The sequence below is a fragment of the Paenibacillus sp. JNUCC32 genome, assembly GCF_014863545.1.
GTDB classification, from domain to species: domain Bacteria; phylum Bacillota; class Bacilli; order Paenibacillales; family Paenibacillaceae; genus Paenibacillus_AQ; species Paenibacillus_AQ lautus_A.
On sequence record NZ_CP062260.1, the window covers coordinates 5,690,259 to 5,712,728 of the forward strand.

22 protein-coding genes and 1 tRNA gene are annotated in these 22,470 nt (G+C 46.8%); 21 read left to right on the forward strand and 2 right to left on the reverse strand.

Going from position 1 to position 22,470, the window contains the following annotated elements:
* The first annotated feature begins 45 nt into the window (after positions 1-45).
* The 7 genes from mnmG (at position 46) to JNUCC32_RS25180 (ending at position 8,510) form a co-directional block, all read left to right on the forward strand.
* Positions 46-1,932 (forward strand): tRNA uridine-5-carboxymethylaminomethyl(34) synthesis enzyme MnmG, encoded by a 1,887-nt coding sequence (gene mnmG / locus JNUCC32_RS25150; protein WP_015738127.1) that lies wholly within the window; start codon positions 46-48, stop codon positions 1,930-1,932.
* A gap of 7 nt (positions 1,933-1,939) precedes the next feature.
* Positions 1,940-2,662: a 16S rRNA (guanine(527)-N(7))-methyltransferase RsmG gene (rsmG, locus tag JNUCC32_RS25155; RefSeq protein ID WP_192570156.1), complete on the forward strand. Its 723-nt coding sequence runs from the start codon at positions 1,940-1,942 to the stop codon at positions 2,660-2,662.
* Between the two features lie 1,255 nt (positions 2,663-3,917).
* On the forward strand, positions 3,918-4,736 hold the full coding sequence (gene noc / locus JNUCC32_RS25160) for a nucleoid occlusion protein (protein WP_192570157.1): 819 nt from the start codon (positions 3,918-3,920) through the stop codon (positions 4,734-4,736).
* A gap of 262 nt (positions 4,737-4,998) precedes the next feature.
* On the forward strand, positions 4,999-5,760 hold the full coding sequence (locus JNUCC32_RS25165) for a ParA family protein (protein WP_009591460.1): 762 nt from the start codon (positions 4,999-5,001) through the stop codon (positions 5,758-5,760).
* Positions 5,753-6,592 (forward strand): ParB/RepB/Spo0J family partition protein, encoded by an 840-nt coding sequence (locus tag JNUCC32_RS25170; protein WP_009591559.1) that lies wholly within the window; start codon positions 5,753-5,755, stop codon positions 6,590-6,592. The genes JNUCC32_RS25165 and JNUCC32_RS25170 overlap by 8 nt, the downstream gene beginning before the upstream one ends.
* Before the next feature lie 212 nt (positions 6,593-6,804).
* Positions 6,805-7,953: an aminotransferase class V-fold PLP-dependent enzyme gene (locus JNUCC32_RS25175; protein ID WP_192570158.1), complete on the forward strand. Its 1,149-nt coding sequence runs from the start codon at positions 6,805-6,807 to the stop codon at positions 7,951-7,953.
* Between the two features lie 38 nt (positions 7,954-7,991).
* The gene (locus JNUCC32_RS25180) at positions 7,992-8,510 is read left to right on the forward strand and encodes a DUF4446 family protein (RefSeq protein WP_090909572.1); all 519 of its coding nucleotides are present in this window, start codon (positions 7,992-7,994) and stop codon (positions 8,508-8,510) included.
* Here the strand turns inward: JNUCC32_RS25180 and yyaC are convergent.
* The gene (yyaC, locus tag JNUCC32_RS25185; protein ID WP_036659575.1) at positions 8,467-9,072 is read right to left on the reverse strand and encodes a spore protease YyaC; all 606 of its coding nucleotides are present in this window, start codon (positions 9,070-9,072) and stop codon (positions 8,467-8,469) included. The two genes, JNUCC32_RS25180 and yyaC, sit on opposite strands and share 44 nt — an antisense overlap.
* Before the next feature lie 260 nt (positions 9,073-9,332).
* Here yyaC and JNUCC32_RS25190 point away from each other — a divergent pair, with 260 nt between their 5' ends.
* From JNUCC32_RS25190 to JNUCC32_RS25205, 4 genes are all read left to right on the forward strand, one after another.
* A complete protein-coding gene (locus tag JNUCC32_RS25190; RefSeq protein ID WP_096777266.1) occupies positions 9,333-9,587 on the forward strand; it encodes a putative Se/S carrier protein in 255 nt (84 codons plus the stop codon).
* Between the two features lie 15 nt (positions 9,588-9,602).
* Positions 9,603-10,505, forward strand: a complete 903-nt coding sequence (locus JNUCC32_RS25195) for a mechanosensitive ion channel family protein (RefSeq protein ID WP_192570159.1) — start codon at positions 9,603-9,605, stop codon at positions 10,503-10,505.
* A 65-nt stretch (positions 10,506-10,570) separates the two neighbouring features.
* Positions 10,571-10,792, forward strand: coding sequence for a DUF951 domain-containing protein (locus JNUCC32_RS25200; RefSeq protein ID WP_090909575.1), 222 nt, complete (start codon positions 10,571-10,573; stop codon positions 10,790-10,792).
* Between the two features lie 132 nt (positions 10,793-10,924).
* Positions 10,925-11,015, forward strand: a tRNA-Ser gene (locus JNUCC32_RS25205).
* Positions 11,016-11,589: 574 nt separating this feature from the next.
* On the opposite strand, the gene JNUCC32_RS25210 is transcribed toward JNUCC32_RS25205, so the two are convergent.
* Complete coding sequence (locus JNUCC32_RS25210; RefSeq protein ID WP_015738119.1) at positions 11,590-11,784, reverse strand: YjzC family protein; 195 nt, start codon at positions 11,782-11,784, stop codon at positions 11,590-11,592.
* Positions 11,785-12,022: 238 nt separating this feature from the next.
* Between JNUCC32_RS25210 and rpsF the strand changes: the two genes are divergently transcribed.
* From rpsF to JNUCC32_RS25260, 10 genes are all read left to right on the forward strand, one after another.
* A complete protein-coding gene (gene rpsF / locus JNUCC32_RS25215; protein WP_009591503.1) occupies positions 12,023-12,307 on the forward strand; it encodes a 30S ribosomal protein S6 in 285 nt (94 codons plus the stop codon).
* Positions 12,308-12,354: 47 nt separating this feature from the next.
* On the forward strand, positions 12,355-12,849 hold the full coding sequence (gene ssb / locus JNUCC32_RS25220) for a single-stranded DNA-binding protein (protein WP_015738118.1): 495 nt from the start codon (positions 12,355-12,357) through the stop codon (positions 12,847-12,849).
* Between the two features lie 21 nt (positions 12,850-12,870).
* A complete protein-coding gene (gene rpsR, locus JNUCC32_RS25225; RefSeq protein WP_006207333.1) occupies positions 12,871-13,143 on the forward strand; it encodes a 30S ribosomal protein S18 in 273 nt (90 codons plus the stop codon).
* An 873-nt stretch (positions 13,144-14,016) separates the two neighbouring features.
* Positions 14,017-14,691, forward strand: a complete 675-nt coding sequence (locus JNUCC32_RS25230) for an SOS response-associated peptidase (RefSeq protein WP_096777264.1) — start codon at positions 14,017-14,019, stop codon at positions 14,689-14,691.
* Positions 14,692-15,420: 729 nt separating this feature from the next.
* Positions 15,421-17,190, forward strand: coding sequence for an ABC transporter substrate-binding protein (locus tag JNUCC32_RS25235; protein ID WP_036659571.1), 1,770 nt, complete (start codon positions 15,421-15,423; stop codon positions 17,188-17,190).
* Between the two features lie 66 nt (positions 17,191-17,256).
* On the forward strand, positions 17,257-18,219 hold the full coding sequence (locus JNUCC32_RS25240) for an ABC transporter permease (protein ID WP_009591558.1): 963 nt from the start codon (positions 17,257-17,259) through the stop codon (positions 18,217-18,219).
* A gap of 12 nt (positions 18,220-18,231) precedes the next feature.
* A complete protein-coding gene (gene opp4C / locus JNUCC32_RS25245) occupies positions 18,232-19,155 on the forward strand; it encodes an oligopeptide ABC transporter permease (RefSeq protein WP_015738112.1) in 924 nt (307 codons plus the stop codon).
* 11 nt (positions 19,156-19,166) lie between these two features.
* Positions 19,167-20,141, forward strand: a complete 975-nt coding sequence (locus JNUCC32_RS25250; RefSeq protein ID WP_009591511.1) for an ABC transporter ATP-binding protein — start codon at positions 19,167-19,169, stop codon at positions 20,139-20,141.
* The gene (locus tag JNUCC32_RS25255; protein ID WP_009591536.1) at positions 20,141-21,106 is read left to right on the forward strand and encodes an ABC transporter ATP-binding protein; all 966 of its coding nucleotides are present in this window, start codon (positions 20,141-20,143) and stop codon (positions 21,104-21,106) included. The genes JNUCC32_RS25250 and JNUCC32_RS25255 overlap by 1 nt, the downstream gene beginning before the upstream one ends.
* A gap of 219 nt (positions 21,107-21,325) precedes the next feature.
* On the forward strand, positions 21,326-22,297 hold the full coding sequence (locus JNUCC32_RS25260) for a D-alanyl-D-alanine carboxypeptidase family protein (RefSeq protein ID WP_192570160.1): 972 nt from the start codon (positions 21,326-21,328) through the stop codon (positions 22,295-22,297).
* Positions 22,298-22,470 lie beyond the last annotated feature (173 nt).

Genomic DNA, 22,470 nt, shown 5'->3' on the forward strand with positions numbered 1-22,470 from the left:
CCCCTTGATAACGTATATAACACAATAAGAACAGGAGGGTGAGCTATGAGTTATATGGGTGGCACTTATGACGTGATTGTAGTCGGTGCGGGCCATGCCGGTTGCGAGGCTGCACTGGCGTCCGCGCGTATGGGTGCTGAAACGTTGATGGTTACCATCAACCTGGATATGGTTGCTTTTATGCCTTGTAACCCGTCCATTGGAGGTCCTGCCAAAGGACATGTCGTACGCGAAATCGACGCGCTGGGCGGAGAAATGGGCCGCAATATCGATAAAACCTTCATTCAAATGCGCATGTTGAATACGGGTAAAGGTCCGGCCGTCCACGCGCTGCGCGCTCAAGCGGACAAGTTTTCTTATCAGCATACGATGAAAGAAACGATGGAGAAGGAAGAGAAGCTTACCCTTCGTCAGGGTATGGTGGATCAGCTCATCGTGGAGGATGGCGTGTGCGTGGGGATCGTGACGCAGACAGGTACGGAATATCGCGCGAAAGCCGTTGTGCTGACAACCGGTACGTATTTGCGCGGTAAAGTCATTATGGGCGAACTCATGTATGAGAGCGGTCCGAACAATCAACAGCCTTCGGTAAAACTTGCGCATAACCTGCGCGAGCTTGGATTCGATCTTGTTCGCTTCAAAACAGGCACGCCGCCGCGGGTGCATAAGGATACGATTGATTTCTCCAAGACCGAAATTCAGCCTGGGGATGAGAAGCCTAAGTTCTTCTCTTACGAAACGAAATCCTCCGACAATGAGCAGCTTCCTTGCTGGTTGACGTATACGTCGGTGGATACGCATAAGATCATCAATGACAACCTTCATCGCGCGCCGATGTTCTCTGGCGTTATAGAAGGAACGGGTCCGCGTTATTGCCCGTCCATTGAGGACAAGATCGTTCGTTTTGCCGACAAGCCGAAACATCAGATTTTCCTGGAGCCTGAAGGTAAAAATACAAAAGAATACTACGTGCAAGGTCTATCCACCAGCATGCCTGAGGATGTTCAGCTTGCGGTGCTTCGTTCCATTCCTGGAATGGAGAAGGTAGAAATGATGCGTAACGGTTATGCGATTGAGTATGATGCCATGGTGCCGACGCAGCTGTGGCCATCTCTGGAAACCAAGAAGCTGCCGGGCCTGTTCACGGCCGGTCAGATCAATGGTACCTCGGGATATGAAGAGGCGGCAGGCCAAGGTATTATGGCTGGAATCAATGCGGCACGTAAAGTGCAGGGCAAAGAGCCAGTCATTCTGGATCGCTCCCAGGGTTATATTGGAGTGCTGATCGATGACCTGGTGACTAAAGGGACTAACGAGCCTTATCGTTTGCTCACCTCCCGTGCAGAATACCGTCTGCTGCTCCGTCATGACAATGCCGATCTGCGACTTACCGAAATCGGTCATGACATCGGACTGATCTCGGAAGAGCGTTATGCCAAATTCGTGCTGAAGAAGCAGCTCGTTGAGCAGGAGATCGAACGTCTTCGTCAAACGAAGGTGAAGCCGGTTGAGGTGAATGCGATGCTGGAAGCCGCCGGGTCAGCACCGATCGTGGACGGAAGCAATATGCTGACCATTTTGCGTCGTCCGGAGATTACGTTTGCCATGGTTGAGTCGCTCTCGCCGTCTCCTTACGAGCTGGATGAGGAAATGAAGGAGCAAGTCGAAATTCAAATCAAATATGCGGGTTATATTGAGAAACAGCTGGGACATGTGGAAAAGCTGCAGAAGATGGAGAAGAAACGCATTCCGGAGGATATCGTTTACGACGAGATCAACGGACTGGCCATGGAGGCTCGGCAGAAGCTGAACAAAATCCGTCCGATTTCCATCGGCCAGGCATCGCGCATTGCCGGCGTAACGCCAGCGGATATTTCGATACTTCTCGTTTATCTGGAGCATTATAACCGTGTAACCGCAGCGAAAGGATAAGGAATGAATGGACGACATTCAGAAAGCTTTTGTTGACCGGCTCGGCGAGCACGGGATCACGATTGACGAGAAACAGCTTCATCAGTTTGAGATGTATTACGAAGTGCTGGTGGAATGGAATGAGAAAATGAATTTAACCGGGATAACCGAACGGGAGCAGGTTTATACGAAGCATTTTTATGATTCGATTACGCTTGCCTTTTACGTGGATATGAACAAGATCGCCAATCTGGCGGATATCGGATCAGGTGCCGGCTTCCCGGGAATTCCGTTAAAAATCTGTTTTCCCCATCTCAAGCTGACGATTGTAGATTCGCTGAATAAACGAATTACGTTTCTGAAGCATGTTGCGGATACCCTCGGACTGTCCGGGGTTGAGCTGATCCATGGGCGCGCGGAAGAGGTTGCCCGCAAACATGGGTACCGTGACGGGTTCGACCTGGTCACGGCAAGAGCGGTAGCTCGAATGGCTGTATTGAATGAGTTCTGCCTGCCTTTCACGAAGGTAGGGGGACAATTCGCGGCGATGAAGGGCAGTGACCCTACGGAAGAAGTGAAGGAGGCGGCCCGCAGTTTGAAAGAGCTGAGAGGGGCGTTGAACAAGGTTCATTCGTTCTCTTTGCCTGTAGAGGAATCTGGCCGGCATATTGTGGTGATCGATAAAAAGGGAGCCACGCCTTCCAAGTATCCCCGTAAGGCGGGTACGGCCAGCAAAACGCCGATCGTGTAAGCGAAAGCGACTTCGGAAATGAGATGCGAACGGATTAAAGAGGAGGACTCTTATAAGAGTCCTCCTCTTTTTTTATTTACTGTATTATTGATGAAGAGAGGGCATGTTAGTGAACTTGATGCATTCATTCATCCTTATATGGAGTAATATCGTGAGGCTCTCACTTTATTTCCGGGTGTTTAGTCGGCTGAGTGTCATTCGTTGGGTAGCGAAAGGCTGAGTTCGGAAATGTGTTGTTTCTAAAACAGTTGTAACACATTGGCTACTAAGCATTTGTCCCTTGGATATATCTGTTAAGCTTTGAATGTTTCACGTGAAACATTTCAAATGTTTGAGGTGCGTTGAATAAATGATATCTATTATTATATTAGGATTATATTTCCTGTTAGAGTTGTGATCTGCGCCAAGATATTTCTTAAGGAATAAGTTAGGTGGAACTCTCTTGAATGAAAGCTTCCCATTTTATTAATCGTTTAAGAGAGAGTCGATTGCTTTCTTAGCAGATGAGGATAGAAGCGAGTTCTTGAATTGGCAAATCCCACAATTATTATTGATGCTGTGATCATAGATAAGGCTATGGAAGGGGAGATGCGGTTCAAGAGCATCATTTTGACGGATAAACTTTGGAACTGTGCACAAATCCTGTATAAAGCAAGCGAGAAATGCAGGAAAAAAGGTGATATTGGAGAATAGAGTTATAGGACAAAAAGTGGTAGAATAGAATCGTAGTATCCATTTGAGCTGGCGGGCCCTATTGCCCGATCCTTGAAGGGATGAAAGAGTATAAATCCTGGTTTGGTGACTTTTCCATCCTTGCTTCGTGCAGTCAACAACCTTCGATTGTTGTGACTGCTGTTTTTTGGAAGTGCCAGGTTAACCCAAGGGGGTTCTTGGCCTCATACGAAGTAGAACAAAATATATACCGCTTGTGAGATATCGATTGATAGTAAACATCATGATATTGCCTCCTGATCTATCTCTCAAGAAGCAACCGCTTCATGCAGCGGGTTCGATCAGAGAAAACACGGCTATGACACAGACGTTTTTCTCTAATCAGCATGAAATCTGTTTTTGCAGGGAAATGCCTGACATCACAATGATTGCCAGCACCGTAACAACTTAAATGACTAGTTCTACATGGTGGCTGGAACGATCCGTGTATGCTTCACATTGTGGTTGTTCAATCGTTTAACCGATTCCGGGATAAACCGGAGGCTTATCCGTGCTATCATGAAATTAGGTGGTAATATACGGAATGAAAGAACAATTTTCGAGATTGTTTGGCTTAGCGGCAGAGCGGAACCAAGGGGATGAAGTGAAACAAATCCCGGTAAACGAGGTTGTCAGCAGCCCATACCAGCCACGGACGATTTTTGATGACGAGAAGATTGATGAGCTGCTTCAGACGATTAAAACCCATGGAGTTATTCAGCCTATCGTCGTTCGCGTTCGAAATGGCGTGTATGAGATCATTGCAGGGGAACGCCGCTGGCGTGCGGTTAAGAAGCTGGGTCTGGACACGATTCCGGCCATTGTTCGGGAGTTCAACGATTCACAAGCAGCCTCCATTGCGTTAATCGAGAATCTGCAGCGTGAAGGTCTTACCTCGATTGAAGAGGCAGTAGCTTACCAGAAGTTGATCGATCTTCACCAATTAACGCAGGAGAGCTTGGCACAGCGACTAGGCAAAAGCCAGTCCACGATTGCAAACAAGATTCGTTTGCTGCAGCTGCCGGAAGCGGCCAAAGTGGCTTTGATGGAACGCAAGGTCACTGAGCGTCATGCGCGTGCACTGCTTTCCTTGGATAATGAAGAAACCCAGCTTAAAGTGCTGGACGAAATCATTACCAAAGAACTGAATGTGAAACAGACGGAAGCACGTATCGCCTTTTATAAAGAAGTAACGACAATGAAGAAGGCCAAGCGCATATCGTATAGTAAGGATGTTCGCCTGGCCCTGAATACGATTCGTCAATCGATTGATATGGTATCCGGTTCCGGGATGGCGATCAAAACAACGGAGAATGATCACGATGATCACTATGAAATCGTTATAAAAATACCTAAACGTTAAGATATGGTGTGAAGCGGTATGCATCGTACCGCTTTTTCTGTTGATCAAGAGATCAAGATTCTCTGCAGCAGCGATATCTTTGCTTATTAGGTTTTATGCTGCAGATGAGAAATATGTAATTTTATTACTCATTATCATCGAGCGCTATATCCAGGGCATCCCGTATTTTACGGGATCGTTCACATATTACATATACAGCCTTTCGCTGTATATCATCTATTGCGACTACTTAGAAGAGTCTTCCTACATTGAGGTGAAATGAGTGTCAAAGATAATTGCCATAGCAAATCAAAAGGGCGGTGTCGGCAAAACGACGACTTCCGTCAATCTGGGAGCTGGATTGGCTTCGCTAGGCAAACGGGTGCTTTTGGTGGATATAGACCCCCAAGGTAACACAACGAGTGGGGTTGGCATTAACAAAGCCGATGTTGCAAATTGCATTTACGATATTATCATCAATGAAGTACACCCGAAGGACGCCATCTGTGGGACTAATATCGAAGGTTTGGACATCATTCCGGCCACCATTCAATTGGCTGGCGCCGAGATTGAGCTTGTTCCAACGATTTCTCGTGAAGTACGATTGAAGAAATCACTCCAATTAGTCAAACCCCAGTATGATTATATTTTGATTGATTGTCCTCCATCGCTTGGCATTTTAACGATCAATTCATTGACCGCGGCCGATTCGGTTATCATCCCGATTCAATGTGAATATTACGCATTGGAAGGTTTGAGTCAGCTGCTGAATACGGTTCGCCTCGTTCAGAAGCATCTGAATACATCACTCAAGATAGAAGGCGTATTGCTGACGATGCTGGATGCGCGTACGAATCTGGGCATTCAGGTGATTGAAGAAGTGAAGAAGTATTTTCAGGAAAAAGTGTACAAAACGATTATCCCGAGAAATATTCGTTTGAGTGAGGCACCGTCTCATGGGCAGTCGATCATTACGTATGATCCCCGTTCAAAGGGAGCGGAAGTATACTTGGAGCTGGCAAAGGAAGTGATCTCTTATGAGTAAACGTTTGGGAAAAGGGCTGGATGCGCTGATTCCATCTTTGTCTATTCATGATGATGACAAGGTAGTGGAAATTCCGCTCAGTCAATTGCGAGCGAATCCGTATCAGCCGCGAAAGACTTTTAACGATGAGGCAATCCAGGAGCTGGCGGAATCGATCCGTCAGCATGGTGTGATTCAACCGATTATTGTCCGCAGCGTGCTGAAGGGCTATGAGATTATTGCCGGGGAGCGAAGATTCCGGGCATCCCAATATTGTGGCAAAGCAACGATACCGGCGGTGGTTCGTTCCTTCAGCGACCAACAAGTAATGGAGATTGCCCTCATTGAGAACTTGCAGCGCGAGAATCTGAACGCCATGGAGATTGCGGTAGCTTATCAAGGGCTTATGGAACAATTTTCCTTAACCCAAGAAGAGTTGTCATTGAAGGTCGGTAAATCTCGTTCCCATATCGCTAACTTTTTGCGATTGCTTTCGTTACCAGAAGAAGTGAAGGAAAATGTTTCACGTGGAACATTGTCGATGGGACATGCTAGAGCGATCGTGGGAATTAAGGATCCGATTCTTGTTAAACAGCTGGCGAAACAATGCGTGGAGCAGGAATGGAGTGTCCGCGAATTGGAGGAAGCGGTTAAGAATCTGGACCGCAAACCAGCGGATAAAGCGAAGCCTAAGGTCAAGAATCGCGATCCTTATATCGATCATCTGGAAGAGGATCTTAGAGAACGATTTAAAACGACCGTCAAAATTAAGCACAATAAGGATAAAGGGAAGATTGAGCTTAATTATTATAGCAAGCAGGATTTGGAACGATTGTTGGAACTTCTTCAATAAGAGCAGGCTTGGTATCTGAAGACTCCGTTGATGAGTGGCTGGTTAAAGAGTGAGTTTGATTAAAACCAAAGACATGTCGACGTTCCTGAAAGGGAATGAGATATGTCTTTATTTAACTAAACGTGAGGCGTCTCATTTGGCGGCGGAAGTTGAAGATGCTTGAATGTGTATTGTAAAGGGAAAATACTACGGAAAAATGAAGGGGAAACATCATGGACCCGATCGTTTATCTGGATCATGCCGCCACTTCGTGGCCCAAGCCTCCTGAAGTGTTTGAGGCGATGAAGAGGGCCATGGAAGAGGCGGCTGCAAACCCGGGACGAGGCAGTCACCGAATGGCGGTGAAGGCATCCCGAGTCCTTTATGGGACTCGGAAGACGCTGGCAGATTTGTTTGGGGTGAAGAACCCCAACGATATTGCGTTGACATCGAATACGACCGAAGCACTTAATTTAGCCATCAAAGGGTGTTTGCGTGAAGGCGATCATGTCATTGCGACGATGATTGAGCATAATTCTGTGCGTAGGCCGCTTGAATATTTGAAACGCACCCGGGGGATACAAGTAGACTATGTTCCCGTTGATGAGGAAGGTCAGCTTGATCTGCAACTAATCGAGGGGGCCTTTCGTTCTAATACCAGGCTTGTTGTGTGCAGTCATAGTTCCAATCTGCTTGGTTCCATTATTCCACTTGTTGAGATAGGAGAACTGGCGAAGAAGAAAGGGGCTATACTGCTAGTGGATGCTGCCCAAAGTGCCGGTATGCTGGATATTCATGTGGAGAAGATGCACGTGGGTATGCTGGCGTTTCCCGGGCATAAAGGGCTTCTGGGGCCACAAGGAACAGGGGGGCTGTATATCTCGCCTGATATTGATCTGGAACCATTGCTGCATGGAGGTACCGGCAGTCAATCGGAGGCTATTGAACAGCCGACGGTGCGTCCGGATCGATATGAGGCAGGAACGCCGAATACGATTGGATATGCGGGATTGCAAGCGGGTGTGCAGAAGGTGCTTGAATGGACACAGCAGCATATTTACCGGCATGAATGGGAGTTAACGCAATATATGATGGAGGGCCTGCAAGAGGTGAGAGGCCTTCGTTTACTCGGTCCTGCTCTTGGAAAAGAACGGACAGGCATCGTGGCTTTTGTGTCTGAAAAATTCGACGCGTCCGAAATAGCCTTTCGACTGGACCGGGAATATGGGATTGCCGTGCGTGCCGGTTATCATTGTACACCGCTTGCCCATATGGCATCAGGAACGGAACATACGGGTGCAGTCAGAGCGAGCGTTGGAATTTCTACGAGCCGTGACGAAATCGAATTCATGCGAAAAGCGATCAAGGAAATTCACAGTTAAACAAACAGATCAAGATGGAGAAGAGGAAGGAAGAAAGCATGTCTGAATTAAATGAATTGATCATGGAGCAGCTTCATTGGTTTGTCGTCGGAATGGTCATGATCATCTTGATCTTATGGATAACCTTAATTGTTCAAGGGGCAAAATTGCGCAAGATGAAGCGCAGATACGATGCGATGATGGCAGGCAGCGGGGTAGAAGATATCGAATCGCTGCTGGTCCAATTGAAAATCCAAATGGATGAAATTGAAGAAGGGCATGCCAGTCATCAAAAAATGCTGGATTCCATCAACGGCAGCTTGAAAGGAATGAAATCCAAAGTTGGCATCGTCAGATATAATGCATTTGGCGAGCGGGGGAACGAAATGAGCTTCTCCCTGGCTATCCTGAGTGAGGAGGAGGAAGGAATCGTTCTGACCGGTCTGCATAACCGGGAGAGCTCCTATGTGTACGCCAAACCATTGAAGGATGGGCAATCCAAATATCCATTGTCTCCGGAAGAAAAAGAGGCCGTTACTCTTGCGCTGCAAGAAGGGAAGAACGGTTCCACTCTTTGATCCCTGCAAACAGGCAAGTTGCGATAATATCAGATAACCGCATGACCAAGCTTAATCGAGTGTTCTGCAATACGAAGTATTCCATAAAGCCGCCGACATTGACGATTCCCGTGACGTGGATATCGCCAACCGGCGGTAATTCTTTATGTACGCCGGCTCCAGGCTTAAGAGGGCCATCGGCGATCTGAATGGAGCCTACGCTGGTTGATTGGCCTAAGCAGGCGTCAATCCCGATCACAAAAGGGTTATCGAATTTCTCATATATGGCGGTCAGCGTATCCTTTAGATTCATGGCGTGGACAGGCTCGTCCAGCGTCCCGTAAAGATGGAACAGTGAACTGTTGTAGCGGGCAAGCGATGTGCCGACCAGTGGCCCCAAGCAGTCACCGGTGGACCGGTCGGTGCCGATGCAGACAATGACAAGCGGCCGGTGCTGAATACGGGCGTCGGAAAGATGAAAGAGCAAGCGATGTATAATAGCAGAATGGATATTAGGGTCCGTGTGTGGTATTTTTAAGCTGGAAGCCTCCGGGCGAGACGTGATTTTAGATAGACGGTTCATAGAATCTTCCTTTCGTCTGCATTTGGTAGTATCAGTATATGGATGAAAGACTGTTTTTATACTTTGCGTTTTGCTTAAAATGCGATTTAATCATTTCGAGCGGTGGCCGTGCTTTGAATATGTATAGGACATGGACCCGCAGAAGTTCTATGAAATGTTGATTTATTTTAAGAGTTTTATATAAAACTCTTGTTTGCCGGACATGATGATGAGAGATACATATAACTAAAATGATAGGCAGCATGAAGGAGGATTGGGCAGTGGAAGGTGCGATGGTGATCGCATTCGATTCCACCCAGCAGGCGCTGCGCGCGGAAATGCTGCTGGAGTATGCGGATATCGAAATAGATCTGTTCCCTACGCCGAAAGAGATCACGGCTGGCTGTGCATTATCGATTCAATTCCCCCCTGATGCGTTAAAGGATGTTCAAGAGATCATCCGGTTGGAGCATGTGGAGATCCGGGGCATTTTTGCGCTTGATGACAACGAGAGGTATATCAACATCGAAGAGTAAGGGAGGACATCAGGGATGAGGGACTTTGGTTACTTGTCTGGGGAGACTACAGAAGATGGTGTAGACTTGCAAACAATAGCTGAGGAGGCAGAGGGCTTGAAAGATAAGATCTGGGGATGGTTAACGAATGAAGAGATGTGGATGAATATTCTGTCATCCGGTATTCGGGTAATCATCATATTTATTCTGACGCGTCTCGTGATCCGGGTTGTGTATAAAATGATTGATCAGTTTCTGCTCCGGCAGGAGAAGAGCCGTATCCAGGTGAACTCAAGACGCTTTGTCACGGTAGGAGAATTGTTAAAAAATGTAACCTCCGTCGTATGTAATTTTGTCATGATCTTAATTATTCTATCGGAGTTCAACTTCAAGCTAGGACCGCTGTTGGCTGGTGCCGGTGTACTGGGTCTTGCCATCGGTTTCGGTGCACAGAGTTTGGTGAAGGACGTTATTACCGGATTCTTCATTATATTCGAGGATCAGTTCGCCGTAGGTGACGTGATTAAGAGCGGCGAGTACCGGGGAACGGTCGAAATGATCGGACTGCGCACATCGCGTGTCAGGGGTCTGAACGGGGAAACCTATATCATTCCGAACGGGATGATTACCAGCGTTACGAACTACTCTCTTTCCAATTCGCTTGCGATAGTGGATCTGCCAGTGAAAAACGATCAGCAGGTGAAGGATACGATCACATTGATTCAATCGGCTCTTACGGGAATCATGGACCGCCGGCCCGAGGTGCAGCGTACGCCGGATGTGCTTGGGATCCAGTCTTTGACAACGTCGGAATATGTGGTGCGCATCGTAGCCGAGTGTAATCCGAATGCCAGGGAAGCCGTGGAACGCCAGATTTTCACCGATATCAAACAGGCCATTGAAGCACGCGAGCTGGGGCAAGAACGCGCTCAGGGTTGATCTATTCGGTGATCCGATGTTATATAATAGATAATGAAGCGACGAAACAAAAGGGAGCGGTAACCATGGAGCGCAAGGTTTTTCAGTTAGGGGATATCGTTCAGATGAAGAAGCCCCATCCTTGTGGAAATAATGAGATGGAGATTATTCGCATGGGGATGGATATTCGGATTAAATGCACGAAGTGTCAGCACAGCGTGTTGATCCCCCGTGTAAAGTTCGAGAAGAATATGAAGAAGGTTTTACGTTCGGCGCAGGAATCGGAAGGGGCAGGGGATACACCTTAATATTTCCTCCCCGGAAGCTTCCTAAGCCAGTATTCATGGAGCCGGTAAGGCGAATCTGATCGAGCAGCTAAAAAGATGTGGAGACAAGCTATTGACCAGATAACGTTTCCATGATATAATCAATCTTGCTGTGGAAAGGTACCCAAGAGGCCCAAGGGGGCTGACTCGAAATCAGCTAGGCGTCGCAAGGCGTGCGTGGGTTCGAATCCCACCCTTTCCGCCACCAATCGTTCTAAGTTCCGCTGTTATGGATGCAGACGATATTGTTACATAAACCGAGGCGTTAAGCTGTACGGACGCCTTTGAATAAAACACCCTCATGCAGGACAGATGACCTGCCGAGGGTGTTTTTCGTTGTCGAGAGGATGACTCCAGATCAGGAAGCGGACATAAAAAGAAGGGCCCTAATGGGCCCTTCCTTCTGGGTAGGCGGTGCTTGTGAATTGGAATCATTTTATCAGCACTTCTGCGAACCTAGTCAACAGCTTCACTTGTCCTAAAGGTCAAGCACTCGGCTCATTTCCTCAGCTTGCAATTCGTGCGACGATCAGAAACCTTCTGCGTTGTTCAGTTGCAACGTTCAACGGAACCACACCTCTCTCATGCACCGCCTGATTATAATGTGCGCATAAAGGGCTGTTTGTATACATGCTAATTTCATCGAATGGCAAATTAGAGTAAATGGTCAGCCTTCATTGCTTGTACGACACCCATATAGGCAAAGCTCGATCATGGGGCAGTGCTCAGGATGTAATAGAACGCTGAACAATACCATGCGTCTGGAACATTCCAGGCTGTTACTTAGGCTGCACCCGACGCTTGTTTAACCACACGCGATCATCATTTTGAGTTTCAGGAAAGGTGTCGCCCTTGCTCATTTTAATTTGACGCGGGTTCTCGATGCCCATAATATGGTCTCTAACGCCAACTTCCATATAAATGCCGTTGTTTGGCGCTTTGTCGCCTGCACGAAATTCGGTCTGTTCTCCCATTATGGAATTCCTCCTCATTATGATGGATGGACTGCATGTATTATCATGCGCCAACAGACCTTAAATCATTGCAGGGAAAGAGAGAAAGGCGCGGTAATAAAGGGAAGAGGGCATGTTTGGTTTCGAAAAGAAACTTGCATCCGATCATCCGTTCTGATATAGTATTATGGTGCGAGTTAGACTCGCTCCTTGCTCTCAACATCGATTGAGGGCCGAAGTCCATAAGGAGGTGAAACATATGCGCAAATATGAAGTGATGTACATTATTCGTCCTGACATTGAACAAGAAGCTGTTCAAGCTGCAGTCGATAAATTCCAAGGCATCATCTCCAACGGCGGAGAAATTACAAAGCATGACGTAATGGGTAAACGCCGTCTTGCGTATGAGATCAAGAAATTCCGTGATGGCGTCTACGTTCTGGTAAACTTCAACGCAACACCTGAAGTTGTAGCTGAGCTTGAGCGTCTCATGAAGATTTCTGACGAAGTCATTCGTTATCTCATCACGAACGACGTTGCTTAATACGGACCAAACTTTGTAATTGATTTCGTTCTAAGGAGGGGATTGGATTGTTGAACCGTGTCATTTTGATTGGCCGACTGACTAAGGATCCCGAGCTGCGATATACTCCTTCAGGTGTTGCTGTAACGCAATTTACACTTGCTGTTGATCGTCCGTTTACCGGACAAGGCGGGGAGCGCGAAGCGGATTTCATTCCGGTCGTGACCTGGAGACAGCTTGCGGAGACTTGTGCAAACTATCTGCGCAAAGGCCGTCTGACGGCTGTAGAAGGGCGCATTCAAGTGCGGAATTACGAGAATAACGAAGGTAAGCGTGTATACGTCACCGAAGTCATTGCCGATAATGTTCGCTTCTTGGAGTCAAACCGTGAAACAAGCGGTGGCGGAGGAAATCGTGAGGAATCATCGTTTAACGGAGGAAGCAACGGCAATAGCGGTGGCGGAAACCGGGGGAACAATAACTACTCGCGAAACAACAATCAGGATCCTTTTTCCGATGAAGGAAAACCGATCGATATTTCGGATGATGATTTGCCATTTTAATACGGAAAGGACTGACAACACATGGCTTTTAAACAAAGAGAAGGCGGAGACAACGACAAAAGACCGGCACGCCGCGGCGGCCGCAACAAGCGTCGTAAAGTATGTTTCTTCACTGTGAACAAAATTACTCACATTGACTATAAAGATACAGACCTGCTCAAGAAATTCATCAGCGAGCGCGGAAAAATCCTGCCTCGTCGTGTAACAGGTACTAGCGCTAAATATCAGCGTGCCCTGACGATTGCGATCAAACGCTCCCGTCAAATCGCATTGCTTCCATACACAACGGAGTAATCCTTTGTGTGTAAAGCGGTTCAGCCTAATCATAGGCTGGGCCGCTTTTTTATTAGGTACAAACTCAAGTGCTTACTTCAACATCTCGCAAGAGATACCTCGGCCATATGCGGTCTGTCGTCGAGTAAGCAATGTCGACAGATGCTTACAAGACCACGTCGCTGTCCATTGCGAAATCGTGAAAGCATCCATGTTGAGTGGCAGAGGTTAAATCATATATGAAACAAGAGCAGGGACAGACCACTTCGGTTTCAAACAGGCTTAACCAAATGTTGGGATATAATGTCTTCACGGAAGAATCGTGTCTCCTCAGAGTGTACATTGTTAAAGAGTAGCAGCGATCGATAAATACAAGCCTGGTGTAAAGCTTTCCAGTTTTAAAGCCCTGAAATCATGTCTACTTCGAAAGGACAGTGTCTATTGTAAGCAATACAACGATAAGAACAATGGATGTTCCTGCTATAAAAGAATCCATAAATGTAGGCCGATCGCAAAGTAGGCTAAAAAAATTCCTTCTATTATATATAGGTATCTGTAGCCTTTCTACATGAAGGGTGGAATGATATTTGTCTAGTATATAGAATGCGATCCTTTTCATATATCGAAAAAAGAGATTGGTACGGGCCTATTTCTTATTCTCGTATGAAGTTTGATGTCTATCGTGTACAAACACGGTATACGAACATGGCCACGAACCGTGAGGTAAGGAAATTTTAATAATGCGATTACATTAAAATTGCAGAAATTTTTCAATCTGATGATGTCCTCTCCAGGGATACAAGCGTACATAGAGTGGAAGCTCCATGATGTTAGTCTTATTATGCATATTCCTCCTCCATTATCCAAACGATAAAGGAAAAAGGAGGTAGTCGTATGTGCAGAAGATTTTCGCTGTCCGCAGGGCTCGAAGAAGTGAATCAACGCTTTGGCATCCATCGGGTCATGTATTACTACAAGAGCCGATACAACATTAGTCCTACCCAAACCATGCCGGTCATTGTACAGGAACAGGGGGAGCGGGTACTCGATGAGTATCGGTGGGGCTTGGTTCCGTATTGGGGGAAAGATGCGGTCAACGCCGATATTACGACAGTTGATCAGAATCCCACTTATCGCAAAGCGATTGATACGAGACGCTGCGTTATACCTTGCAACGGACTATATTACTGGAGGACGGTCGGCAAACGGAGTTATGCCGTACGGACCGTGATCGGAGATAATGAAATATTCGGGATGGCGGGCCTATACGAGACATGGCGGGATGCCAGAGGAAATGAAATGAGAACCTGCACAGTTCTGATGACGGATGCTAATGAAGCGATATCGGAGTTCGAAACACGGATGCCGGCAATCTTGTCAGAAGAAAATATGGCCAAGTGGCTGGACCCGGAAATCCAGGGAAGGCATGCGGTTCATCCGCTGCTCCATACTTACCGCGGACAGATGCGCATATATCCGGTAACGCCTTTAGTGGCCGACGATACGCATGATCATCAGCAGTGCATTGAAGAAATGGATTTGAAGCTTGCTTGGGTGAAGAACCTGTAGTTCGTAAGTATGAAAGAACGAGGTTGATTTATCTGACATAAAACAGAACATGAAAGCAATCCGGAAGATGCCCCCGGATTGCTTTTTTTAGGCTTTAATGCAGTAGAGGGACGAAACCATGAAAGGCAATACCTTCAAACAGGCGTCACCTAATACGGAATTGAAGCATACGGTTAGGATGAAATATTACATAAAAATGGGCTTTATTTAGATTGAGCAGAGATAGACTAGGATGGTGTAATATAATTTAACATAAAACTTAACTTTTAGCACTTTTAATCAAGGTTTTAAATCTGAATTCAAATTATTTGTAATATAACATTACATCATTTCAACAAAACCGAAAGTGATTATAGTTATAAATTGTAAATAAATCTTGATATTACATACATTTTCAGTAAACTAAGGATATACAACGGAGATAAACTTAATTATTAACCTCGAAAACGACGATAAAAACATGATTTTTGAGAAATATGAAAAAAAGTAATTGACGTTACCTAAATTTACACGTATCATAACATTAATTTTATAGGCAAGAAGATATTGCTAGAGACTTTGGCACTAATTGACCAATGGTATATTTTCTGTAAAACTTTCAAGTTATTTCACATCATGCAATGACATCCTAGAGAACGTAACGTTCAGTACCGAAATTATTTAAGGATGATTTCAATATTCGTCCTGATAATTTATATTGCAACAACATTTTTTAAGAGGAGGATTCGCATGAAGAAAAGAATGTCACTCCTGCTGGCAATCATGCTTCTGGCCATCACGGTATTAGCAGCTTGCGGAGGCGGAGGAACAGCAGAACAGCCACCAAGTCAAGGGGATCAAACGGAGCAAACTCCACCAGCTGAAGGCGATGGCGAAGAAACTACAGAACCGCCAGCTGAATCTGGTGACGAAAGCCAAGGCTATTTTGAAGCTGAAGACCCATCTTTGAATCCAGCAACTGCATTGAATCGTAAAGACACGCTTGTTGTCGGTATGACTGCACCTAAAGGGGTATTTAATCCGTTTTACTGGCAGACTGCTTATGACAAATATGTCGTAGACGCTATCTTTGATTCTTTCTTCGCAGTTCAAGGCGACGGAACGTACCAGAACCGTTTGGCAGAAAGCGTAGAAGTTTCCGAGGATAAATTGAAGTACACGTTCAAATTGAAGCCAGGCGTGACGTATTCCGACGGCACTCCTGTTACTGTAAAAGACTATGCTTTTGCAATGAAAGTTTACCATGATTCCAGCTATGACGGCCAATCCGATCTGTTGTCCGTTCATATCAAAGGCGGTAAAGAGTACAACGAAGGCAAAGCTACCGATATCTCCGGTATTAAAGTCATCGACGACAATACCATTGAAATCGAAGTTACCGAAGCAAATGCAATGACCAAGGATAACCTCGGTACGGTTGCTTTTGCACCAGAAGCCTACTATGGCAAAGGTTACAAGCAAGGCAACCTGGAGTACATGAAAGATCTGCACGCTAAACCAATCGGAAGCGGTCAATATGTATTGAAGAGCTACTCCCCAGGTCAAGAGGTAGTACTCGAAGCTAACGCTAACTACTTCCTGGGCGCACCGAAAATCAAGAACGTTATTTACAAGACTACAACTGAAGAAACCAGATTGGCTATGTTCCAATCCGGCGAAATCGATATGGACATGGTTACCGTTAACGAAGACAACGTAGAAGAATTGAAAGGCATGGGCTTCCTGGACGTCAACATCTTCCCAACCAACGGTTACGGATATGTTGCCATGAACCACAATGATCCTAAATTCCAAGACGTTAAGGTTCGTCAAGCATTGATGTACGGTTTGAACCGTGCAGAAGTAGTAGAAATCATCTACGGTCCTTATGCGAACGTATTGAATATTCCACAATCCAGCGTTTCCTGGGCTTACACGGACGAAGGCATTGAGCCGTACGAGTTCGACATGGAAAAAGCGAAGCAGCTGCTTGATGAAGCAGGTTGGGTAGCCGGCGCAGACGGTACTCGCGAAAAAGACGGCAAAAAATTCGAAATTCATTTCTCTGCAACAGCCGACAACCCGGTAATCGATGCTCTGATTCCGGTTATGACGCAAAACTACCAAGAACTTGGCATCAAATTGACTGCTGAAACGTTGGATTTCAACGCTATCATGGATAAGAAGGACAAAGGCGAGTTCGAAATGTTCTTCGCAGCTTGGGGCTTGACTCCGGATCCGGATTCCACGGTTTACATTACAGATGGACAGCAGAACGATATCGGCTTCTCCAATCCAGATTACGATGCAGCTATGAAAAAAGGTCTGAACGCGTTTGATCTTGAAGAACGTAAAGCAGCTTACGCTGAAGCATATCAAGTGCTGAACCAAAACGTTCCGGATCTCTTGATCTATCAAAGACGCGATATGTGGGGTATTAACAGCAGAATCAACGGCATGGACATCACTCCATACAAAGACTTCACCATCGATCTCTATAAAGCCGAAATTCAACAATAACAGCAGGAAACATATGCTCAGCTCGCAAGAGCTGGGCATATCCACTTATAAGCCGGGAGGAATATTATGAAGCAGTACATTATCCGGAGGCTGCTGCAGATTATCCCGACAATGATCGGGATTTCGATTATCATATTTGCAATATCAGCATTGGTTCCAGGTGACTATATCACTGCAGTGAATAACCCGACGATGACTGCTGAGAAGGCAGCTCAGCTTCGGGAAATTTATGGTTTAGATAAGCCGCCAGTAGAGCGTTATCTTACATGGGTCGGCAATATGCTGAAGGGTAATCTCGGAGATTCCCTTGTGCACAAACAACCTGTTACAACCGTTATGGGCAATTATGTATGGAACTCCTTTTTCATCGCTATTTTCAGTTTGATATTGAGTTGGATTATTGCTATTTTTGCCGGCGTATTCTCGGCTAAATTCCAGTATTCTTTATTCGATAAAATCATTACGCTATTAATCTTTTTATGTATGTCACTGCCCTCTTTCTTCATCGGACTTCTTCTCATCAAATTTTTGGCGTTGGATCTAGGGTGGTTCCCGGTTGGCGGTATGAAGACATCCGGAATGAATGGAAATACGTGGGAACAATTGGTTGATATCGCTTGGCATATGTTCTTGCCGGTTACGGTACTCACGATGCTTAGCACAGGCAGCTTGACGCGGTATTTCCGTACAAGCATGCTGGAGGTTATTCGTCAGGATTACATCCGGACGGCTCGTGCTAAGGGGTTGAAGGAACGTACGGTAATTTTCAAGCATGCTCTGCGTAATGCCATGCTTCCTGCGATCACCCTGATGGGCTTTGAGCTGCCAGCTTTGTTTGGCGGCGCCATCATCATGGAGAAAATTTTCATTTGGCCAGGGGTCGGTCAAGTTTATCTGGAATCGATCAATATGCGGGACTATCCGTTCATGCTTGGTTTCACGGTGTTCATATCCGTACTGACACTTCTGGGCAACCTGTTGTCTGACGTTCTGTATGGAACTGCAGATCCAAGAATTCGCTTAAAGTAGGAGGAGATTCATTTGTCCGCAGAGGCTGCACCATTAAAAACGAATCTACCAGTACCGAAGAAGCAGCCGGATTCCCCGTGGCGGATCGCTATTCGCCGTTTTTCCAGAAACCGTCTCGCTGTCATCGGACTTATCATAATCGTATTTATGTTTTTGCTGTGTTTTATTGGTCCATTGTTCTCGCCATATTCACTGTATGACTACAGTGTAAAAGATAAAAACTTGCCTCCAAGCTCCAAATATTGGCTAGGCACGGATAAGCTCGGCCGCGATGTTCTTCTGCGTATGATGCTTGCAGGCCGGATTTCCCTGACGGTCGGTCTTGTCGCAACGGGTATCTCGGTCATCGTGGGAGCGACGCTTGGCGCGCTGGCCGGGTTCTATCGAAAATGGGTCGATACTCTGATTATGCGTATTGCCGATATATTTATGGCGATTCCGACGCTCCCGATCCTGATCATTTTGGGCGCGGTGCTGTCAGACTTAAAGGTTGATCCTTCTGAGCGAATCTATTTCTTGATGTTGATTATAGGTATCTTAGGCTGGAGTGGAATTTCCCGCCTTGTACGCGGACAAATATTGACGCTACGTGAACAAGAGTTTATGCAGGCAACGGAAGCGCTGGGACTTAAAGACCGACGCAAAATTTTCCGCCATCTGCTGCCGAATACAATTCCGATTATTATCGTATCCGCAACGCTTGGCGTAGCCGGAGCCATTATTTACGAATCGGCGTTAAGCTTCTTGGGAGTTGGGGTCGTTCCGCCAACACCTTCTTGGGGGAACATGATCTCGGCCGCAAACAGTTTGATTGATTTCCGTAAGCGGCCGTGGCTGTGGATACCGCCAGGCATGTGTATTCTTGTTACCGTAGTTGCAATCAACTTGATCGGTGACGGGCTTCGCGACGCACTTGACCCGAAAATGAAGAAGTAGGAGATGCGAATATGGCAAAAGAATTAGTAGAATTCCGCAATTTAAAAACGCATTTTCAAACCTCCGCAGGCACCGTGAAAGCCGTCGACGATGTTAGCTTCAAAATCCGTGAAGGTGAAACACTGTGCGTGGTGGGTGAGTCGGGCTGTGGTAAGAGCGTAACAGCCATGTCTCTTATGCGTTTGATCGATACACCTCCGGTGGGGGGAGAAATCCTGTATGAAGGCAAGGATCTGCTGAAGATGAGCAAGCGCGAGATGAGCTTGATTCGCGGCAACGATATCGCCATGATCTTCCAGGAACCCATGACCTCGCTCAACCCGGTATTAACGATCGGGGAGCAGATTGTGGAGCCGATCCTGCTTCATCAGCTCGTTAACCGTAAAGAAGCAAAACAACGCGCCATCGATCTGATTAATTTGGTTGGAATCCCGCGTGCGGAGAAGATTTTCGACTCTTATCCGCATGAGCTCAGCGGCGGTATGCGCCAACGGATCATGATCGCGATTGCCCTTAGCTGTAATCCGAAGCTGCTGATCGCGGATGAGCCTACAACCGCTCTTGACGTAACGATTCAGGCCCAGATTTTGGATTTGATGCGTGACATTAAGGGTAAACTCAACACTTCGATTATGCTTATTACGCATGACCTAGGCGTTGTTGCCGAGATGGCGGATTATGTTGTTGTTATGTACGCAGGCAAAGTCATAGAAGAAGCGCCGGTCATCGAGCTGTTCAAACAACCGAAGCATCCATATACCAAAGGTCTTCTGAAGGCGAAGCCGGTCATTAATCAGACGCAAGAACGTCTGTATTCGATTCCGGGACAAGTGCCTAACCCGGTAGATCTTGGAGACAACTGTCATTTCCATGATCGCTGCGAATTCTGCATGCAGATCTGCAAGGAGAAAACGCCTCCGCTCGGTACGGATCCTAACGGCCATAAGGTCGCTTGCTGGCTGTATGAAGAGGAGGGGAAAGCCTAATGAGTCAAGCACTGATCGAAATAGACGGTTTGAAGAAATACTTTCCCATCACTGGCGGCGTATTTCAACGAACCGTGGGCAATGTAAGGGCCGTTGACGGAGTCAGCTTTACCATCAACAAAGGGGAATCCTTCGGGCTCGTAGGTGAATCGGGCTGCGGCAAGAGCACCATTGGACGAACCATTCTTCGATTGTTGGAAAAAACGGAAGGCAAAGTCATCTTTAATGGTACCGACATCCATTCCTTGTCCAAGGAGAAGATGCGTGCCTTGCGTCCGAAGATGCAGATCGTATTCCAGGATCCATTCAGCTCGCTGAATCCAAGAATCAAAGTGGGCGAAGCCATCGGCGAAGCACTCATTGACCATGGGTTGGTTAATCGCAAGGAACTTAAAGACCGCGTGATTGAAACGCTGGAAATTTGCGGCCTTGCCGCCTATCATTACGATCGGTATCCTCATGAGTTCTCCGGCGGACAGCGACAACGGATCGGGATTGCCCGCGCGTTGATTCTGAATCCCGACTTTATCGTCGCGGATGAGCCGGTATCTGCATTGGACGTATCGATTCAAGCACAAATCATCAACTTATTAAGTGATTTGCAGCGCGAGAAGCAGCTGACTTACTTGTTCATTTCTCATGATCTCAGTGTTGTAGAGCATTTGTGCAACCGAATTGGGGTAATGTATCTGGGATCGATGGTAGAAATGGCAAGCAAGGAAGAGCTGTTCCGCAACCCGCTGCATCCTTATACGAAAGCATTGCTGTCTGCCGTGCCGGTACCGGACCCAACGCTGAAGCGTGATCGGATCGTACTGAAAGGCGACATTCCAAGCCCGGCGAACCCGCCTTCAGGCTGCAAATTCCACACACGCTGCCCGCTGGCTTCGGATCTGTGCAAACAGCAAGTGCCGGAATACCGCAATGTAGGAAATGATCACTTTGTTGCTTGTCACTACGCTTAATAGGACTCTTCATATTCAGGTTTTCTGACAGCAATCAGCGTGATGATTAGAAGATTTACAGATTCATAGAAGGACTTCCTATCGTCTGCGGACGGTTGGAGGTCTTTTTCGTTTTCCTGACACATTCGTTTCATTTACAAAAATTTCTAAACGGAAAATTCAAAAAAAAGCAGACCAAATGCCTCTTTCAACCGTCTATAACTATGGAGGGCTAATTCTATGAAAAAACGGTGGCTTTGGCTGGTCATGATGTTGCTAATTATCGTCCCCATAGGGGCGGTTGTCATAGGAAATATAGAACGAGCGGGGTTTAAACCGAAGGTCGACGCGCGAGCCGTCGTCTTAATGGATTTAAACACCGGGCGTATTTTGCTCAGCGAGAATGGCGACGTACCCTTACCGCCTGCTAGCATGTCCAAGCTGATGACCGAATTGGTCATCCTGGATGACATTAAGACCGGGAAGAGATCCTGGGATGATGAAGTCAAGATAAGCGATACCGCAAGCGATGTCAGAGGCGTTAGAATCGCCTTGAAGTCCGGCGAAATTCTGACGGTTCGCGAATTGTTCCAGAGCATAACGGTTTATTCCGCCAATGATGCGTCCGTGGCGCTTGCCGAGCATTTTGCGGGCTCCGAGGAAGCGTTCGTCCGGAAGATGAATGCCAAAGCCAAAGAGATTGGCTTATCCAGCGCCACCCGTTTCGTAAACGCATCAGGCGTCGAGCAGGGCACCGCCAATGGTCACGCCTGGTCCTCGGATGGAGAAACGGTAATGACCGCAGAAGATACGGCTAAACTAGCCGCGCATCTCATTAGAAGCCATCCGGATATTCTAAGCACTTCCAGCAAAACGCAGACGAAGATAAGCGGACGCAATTTATATTTGAGCAACACCAATTGGATGCTGCCGTCGCTTGGCGGCCCATATTCCTACGAAGGCACCGATGGATTAAAAGCAGGTTACACGGCGAACGCAGGGTACTGCTTTACGGGAACAGCCGAGAAGCAAGGCAGCCGGCTTATTGCCGTTGTCTTGGGAACCGAATCCAAAGAAGCAAGGTTTGAAGAGACGCGAAAGCTGTTCGATTACGGATTTTCCAAGACCTTGACGTGGAGAGAGCGGCTGGACGACTGGTTTCAATATTCGGAAACCGCAGCCGCTCTTCAGTATGGGAACAGACCGGTTTAACGGATCAATGAGGATTTGGTAGATTTATAGAACTGCCCGTGAAGGGTTCACATTTGACAATATTCTGGTTTACAATAGATGATGTGTTGCAATGCAACTGGCCTACTAGTACGAAGTGAGTCAACGGGAGGAGTTCCCGTTTAATAAGAGAGGAGGGTGAGCCAAGCAGCTTA

Bases quoted from the DNA above. Each gene is read 5' to 3' on its own strand.
- mnmG (WP_015738127.1), top strand. From the start codon at position 46: ATGAGTTATATGGGTGGCACTTATGACGTGATTGTAGTCGGTGCGGGC.
- rsmG (WP_192570156.1), top strand. From the start codon at position 1,940: ATGGACGACATTCAGAAAGCTTTTGTTGACCGGCTCGGCGAGCACGGG.
- noc (WP_192570157.1), top strand. From the start codon at position 3,918: ATGAAAGAACAATTTTCGAGATTGTTTGGCTTAGCGGCAGAGCGGAAC.
- JNUCC32_RS25170 (WP_009591559.1), top strand. From the start codon at position 5,753: ATGAGTAAACGTTTGGGAAAAGGGCTGGATGCGCTGATTCCATCTTTG.
- JNUCC32_RS25175 (WP_192570158.1), top strand. From the start codon at position 6,805: ATGGACCCGATCGTTTATCTGGATCATGCCGCCACTTCGTGGCCCAAG.
- JNUCC32_RS25180 (WP_090909572.1), top strand. From the start codon at position 7,992: ATGTCTGAATTAAATGAATTGATCATGGAGCAGCTTCATTGGTTTGTC.
- yyaC (WP_036659575.1), bottom strand. From the start codon at position 9,072: ATGAACCGTCTATCTAAAATCACGTCTCGCCCGGAGGCTTCCAGCTTA.
- JNUCC32_RS25195 (WP_192570159.1), top strand. From the start codon at position 9,603: ATGAGGGACTTTGGTTACTTGTCTGGGGAGACTACAGAAGATGGTGTA.
- JNUCC32_RS25200 (WP_090909575.1), top strand. From the start codon at position 10,571: ATGGAGCGCAAGGTTTTTCAGTTAGGGGATATCGTTCAGATGAAGAAG.
- JNUCC32_RS25210 (WP_015738119.1), bottom strand. From the start codon at position 11,784: ATGGGAGAACAGACCGAATTTCGTGCAGGCGACAAAGCGCCAAACAAC.
- rpsF (WP_009591503.1), top strand. From the start codon at position 12,023: ATGCGCAAATATGAAGTGATGTACATTATTCGTCCTGACATTGAACAA.
- rpsR (WP_006207333.1), top strand. From the start codon at position 12,871: ATGGCTTTTAAACAAAGAGAAGGCGGAGACAACGACAAAAGACCGGCA.
- JNUCC32_RS25230 (WP_096777264.1), top strand. From the start codon at position 14,017: ATGTGCAGAAGATTTTCGCTGTCCGCAGGGCTCGAAGAAGTGAATCAA.
- JNUCC32_RS25235 (WP_036659571.1), top strand. From the start codon at position 15,421: ATGAAGAAAAGAATGTCACTCCTGCTGGCAATCATGCTTCTGGCCATC.
- JNUCC32_RS25240 (WP_009591558.1), top strand. From the start codon at position 17,257: ATGAAGCAGTACATTATCCGGAGGCTGCTGCAGATTATCCCGACAATG.
- JNUCC32_RS25250 (WP_009591511.1), top strand. From the start codon at position 19,167: ATGGCAAAAGAATTAGTAGAATTCCGCAATTTAAAAACGCATTTTCAA.
- JNUCC32_RS25255 (WP_009591536.1), top strand. From the start codon at position 20,141: ATGAGTCAAGCACTGATCGAAATAGACGGTTTGAAGAAATACTTTCCC.
- JNUCC32_RS25260 (WP_192570160.1), top strand. From the start codon at position 21,326: ATGAAAAAACGGTGGCTTTGGCTGGTCATGATGTTGCTAATTATCGTC.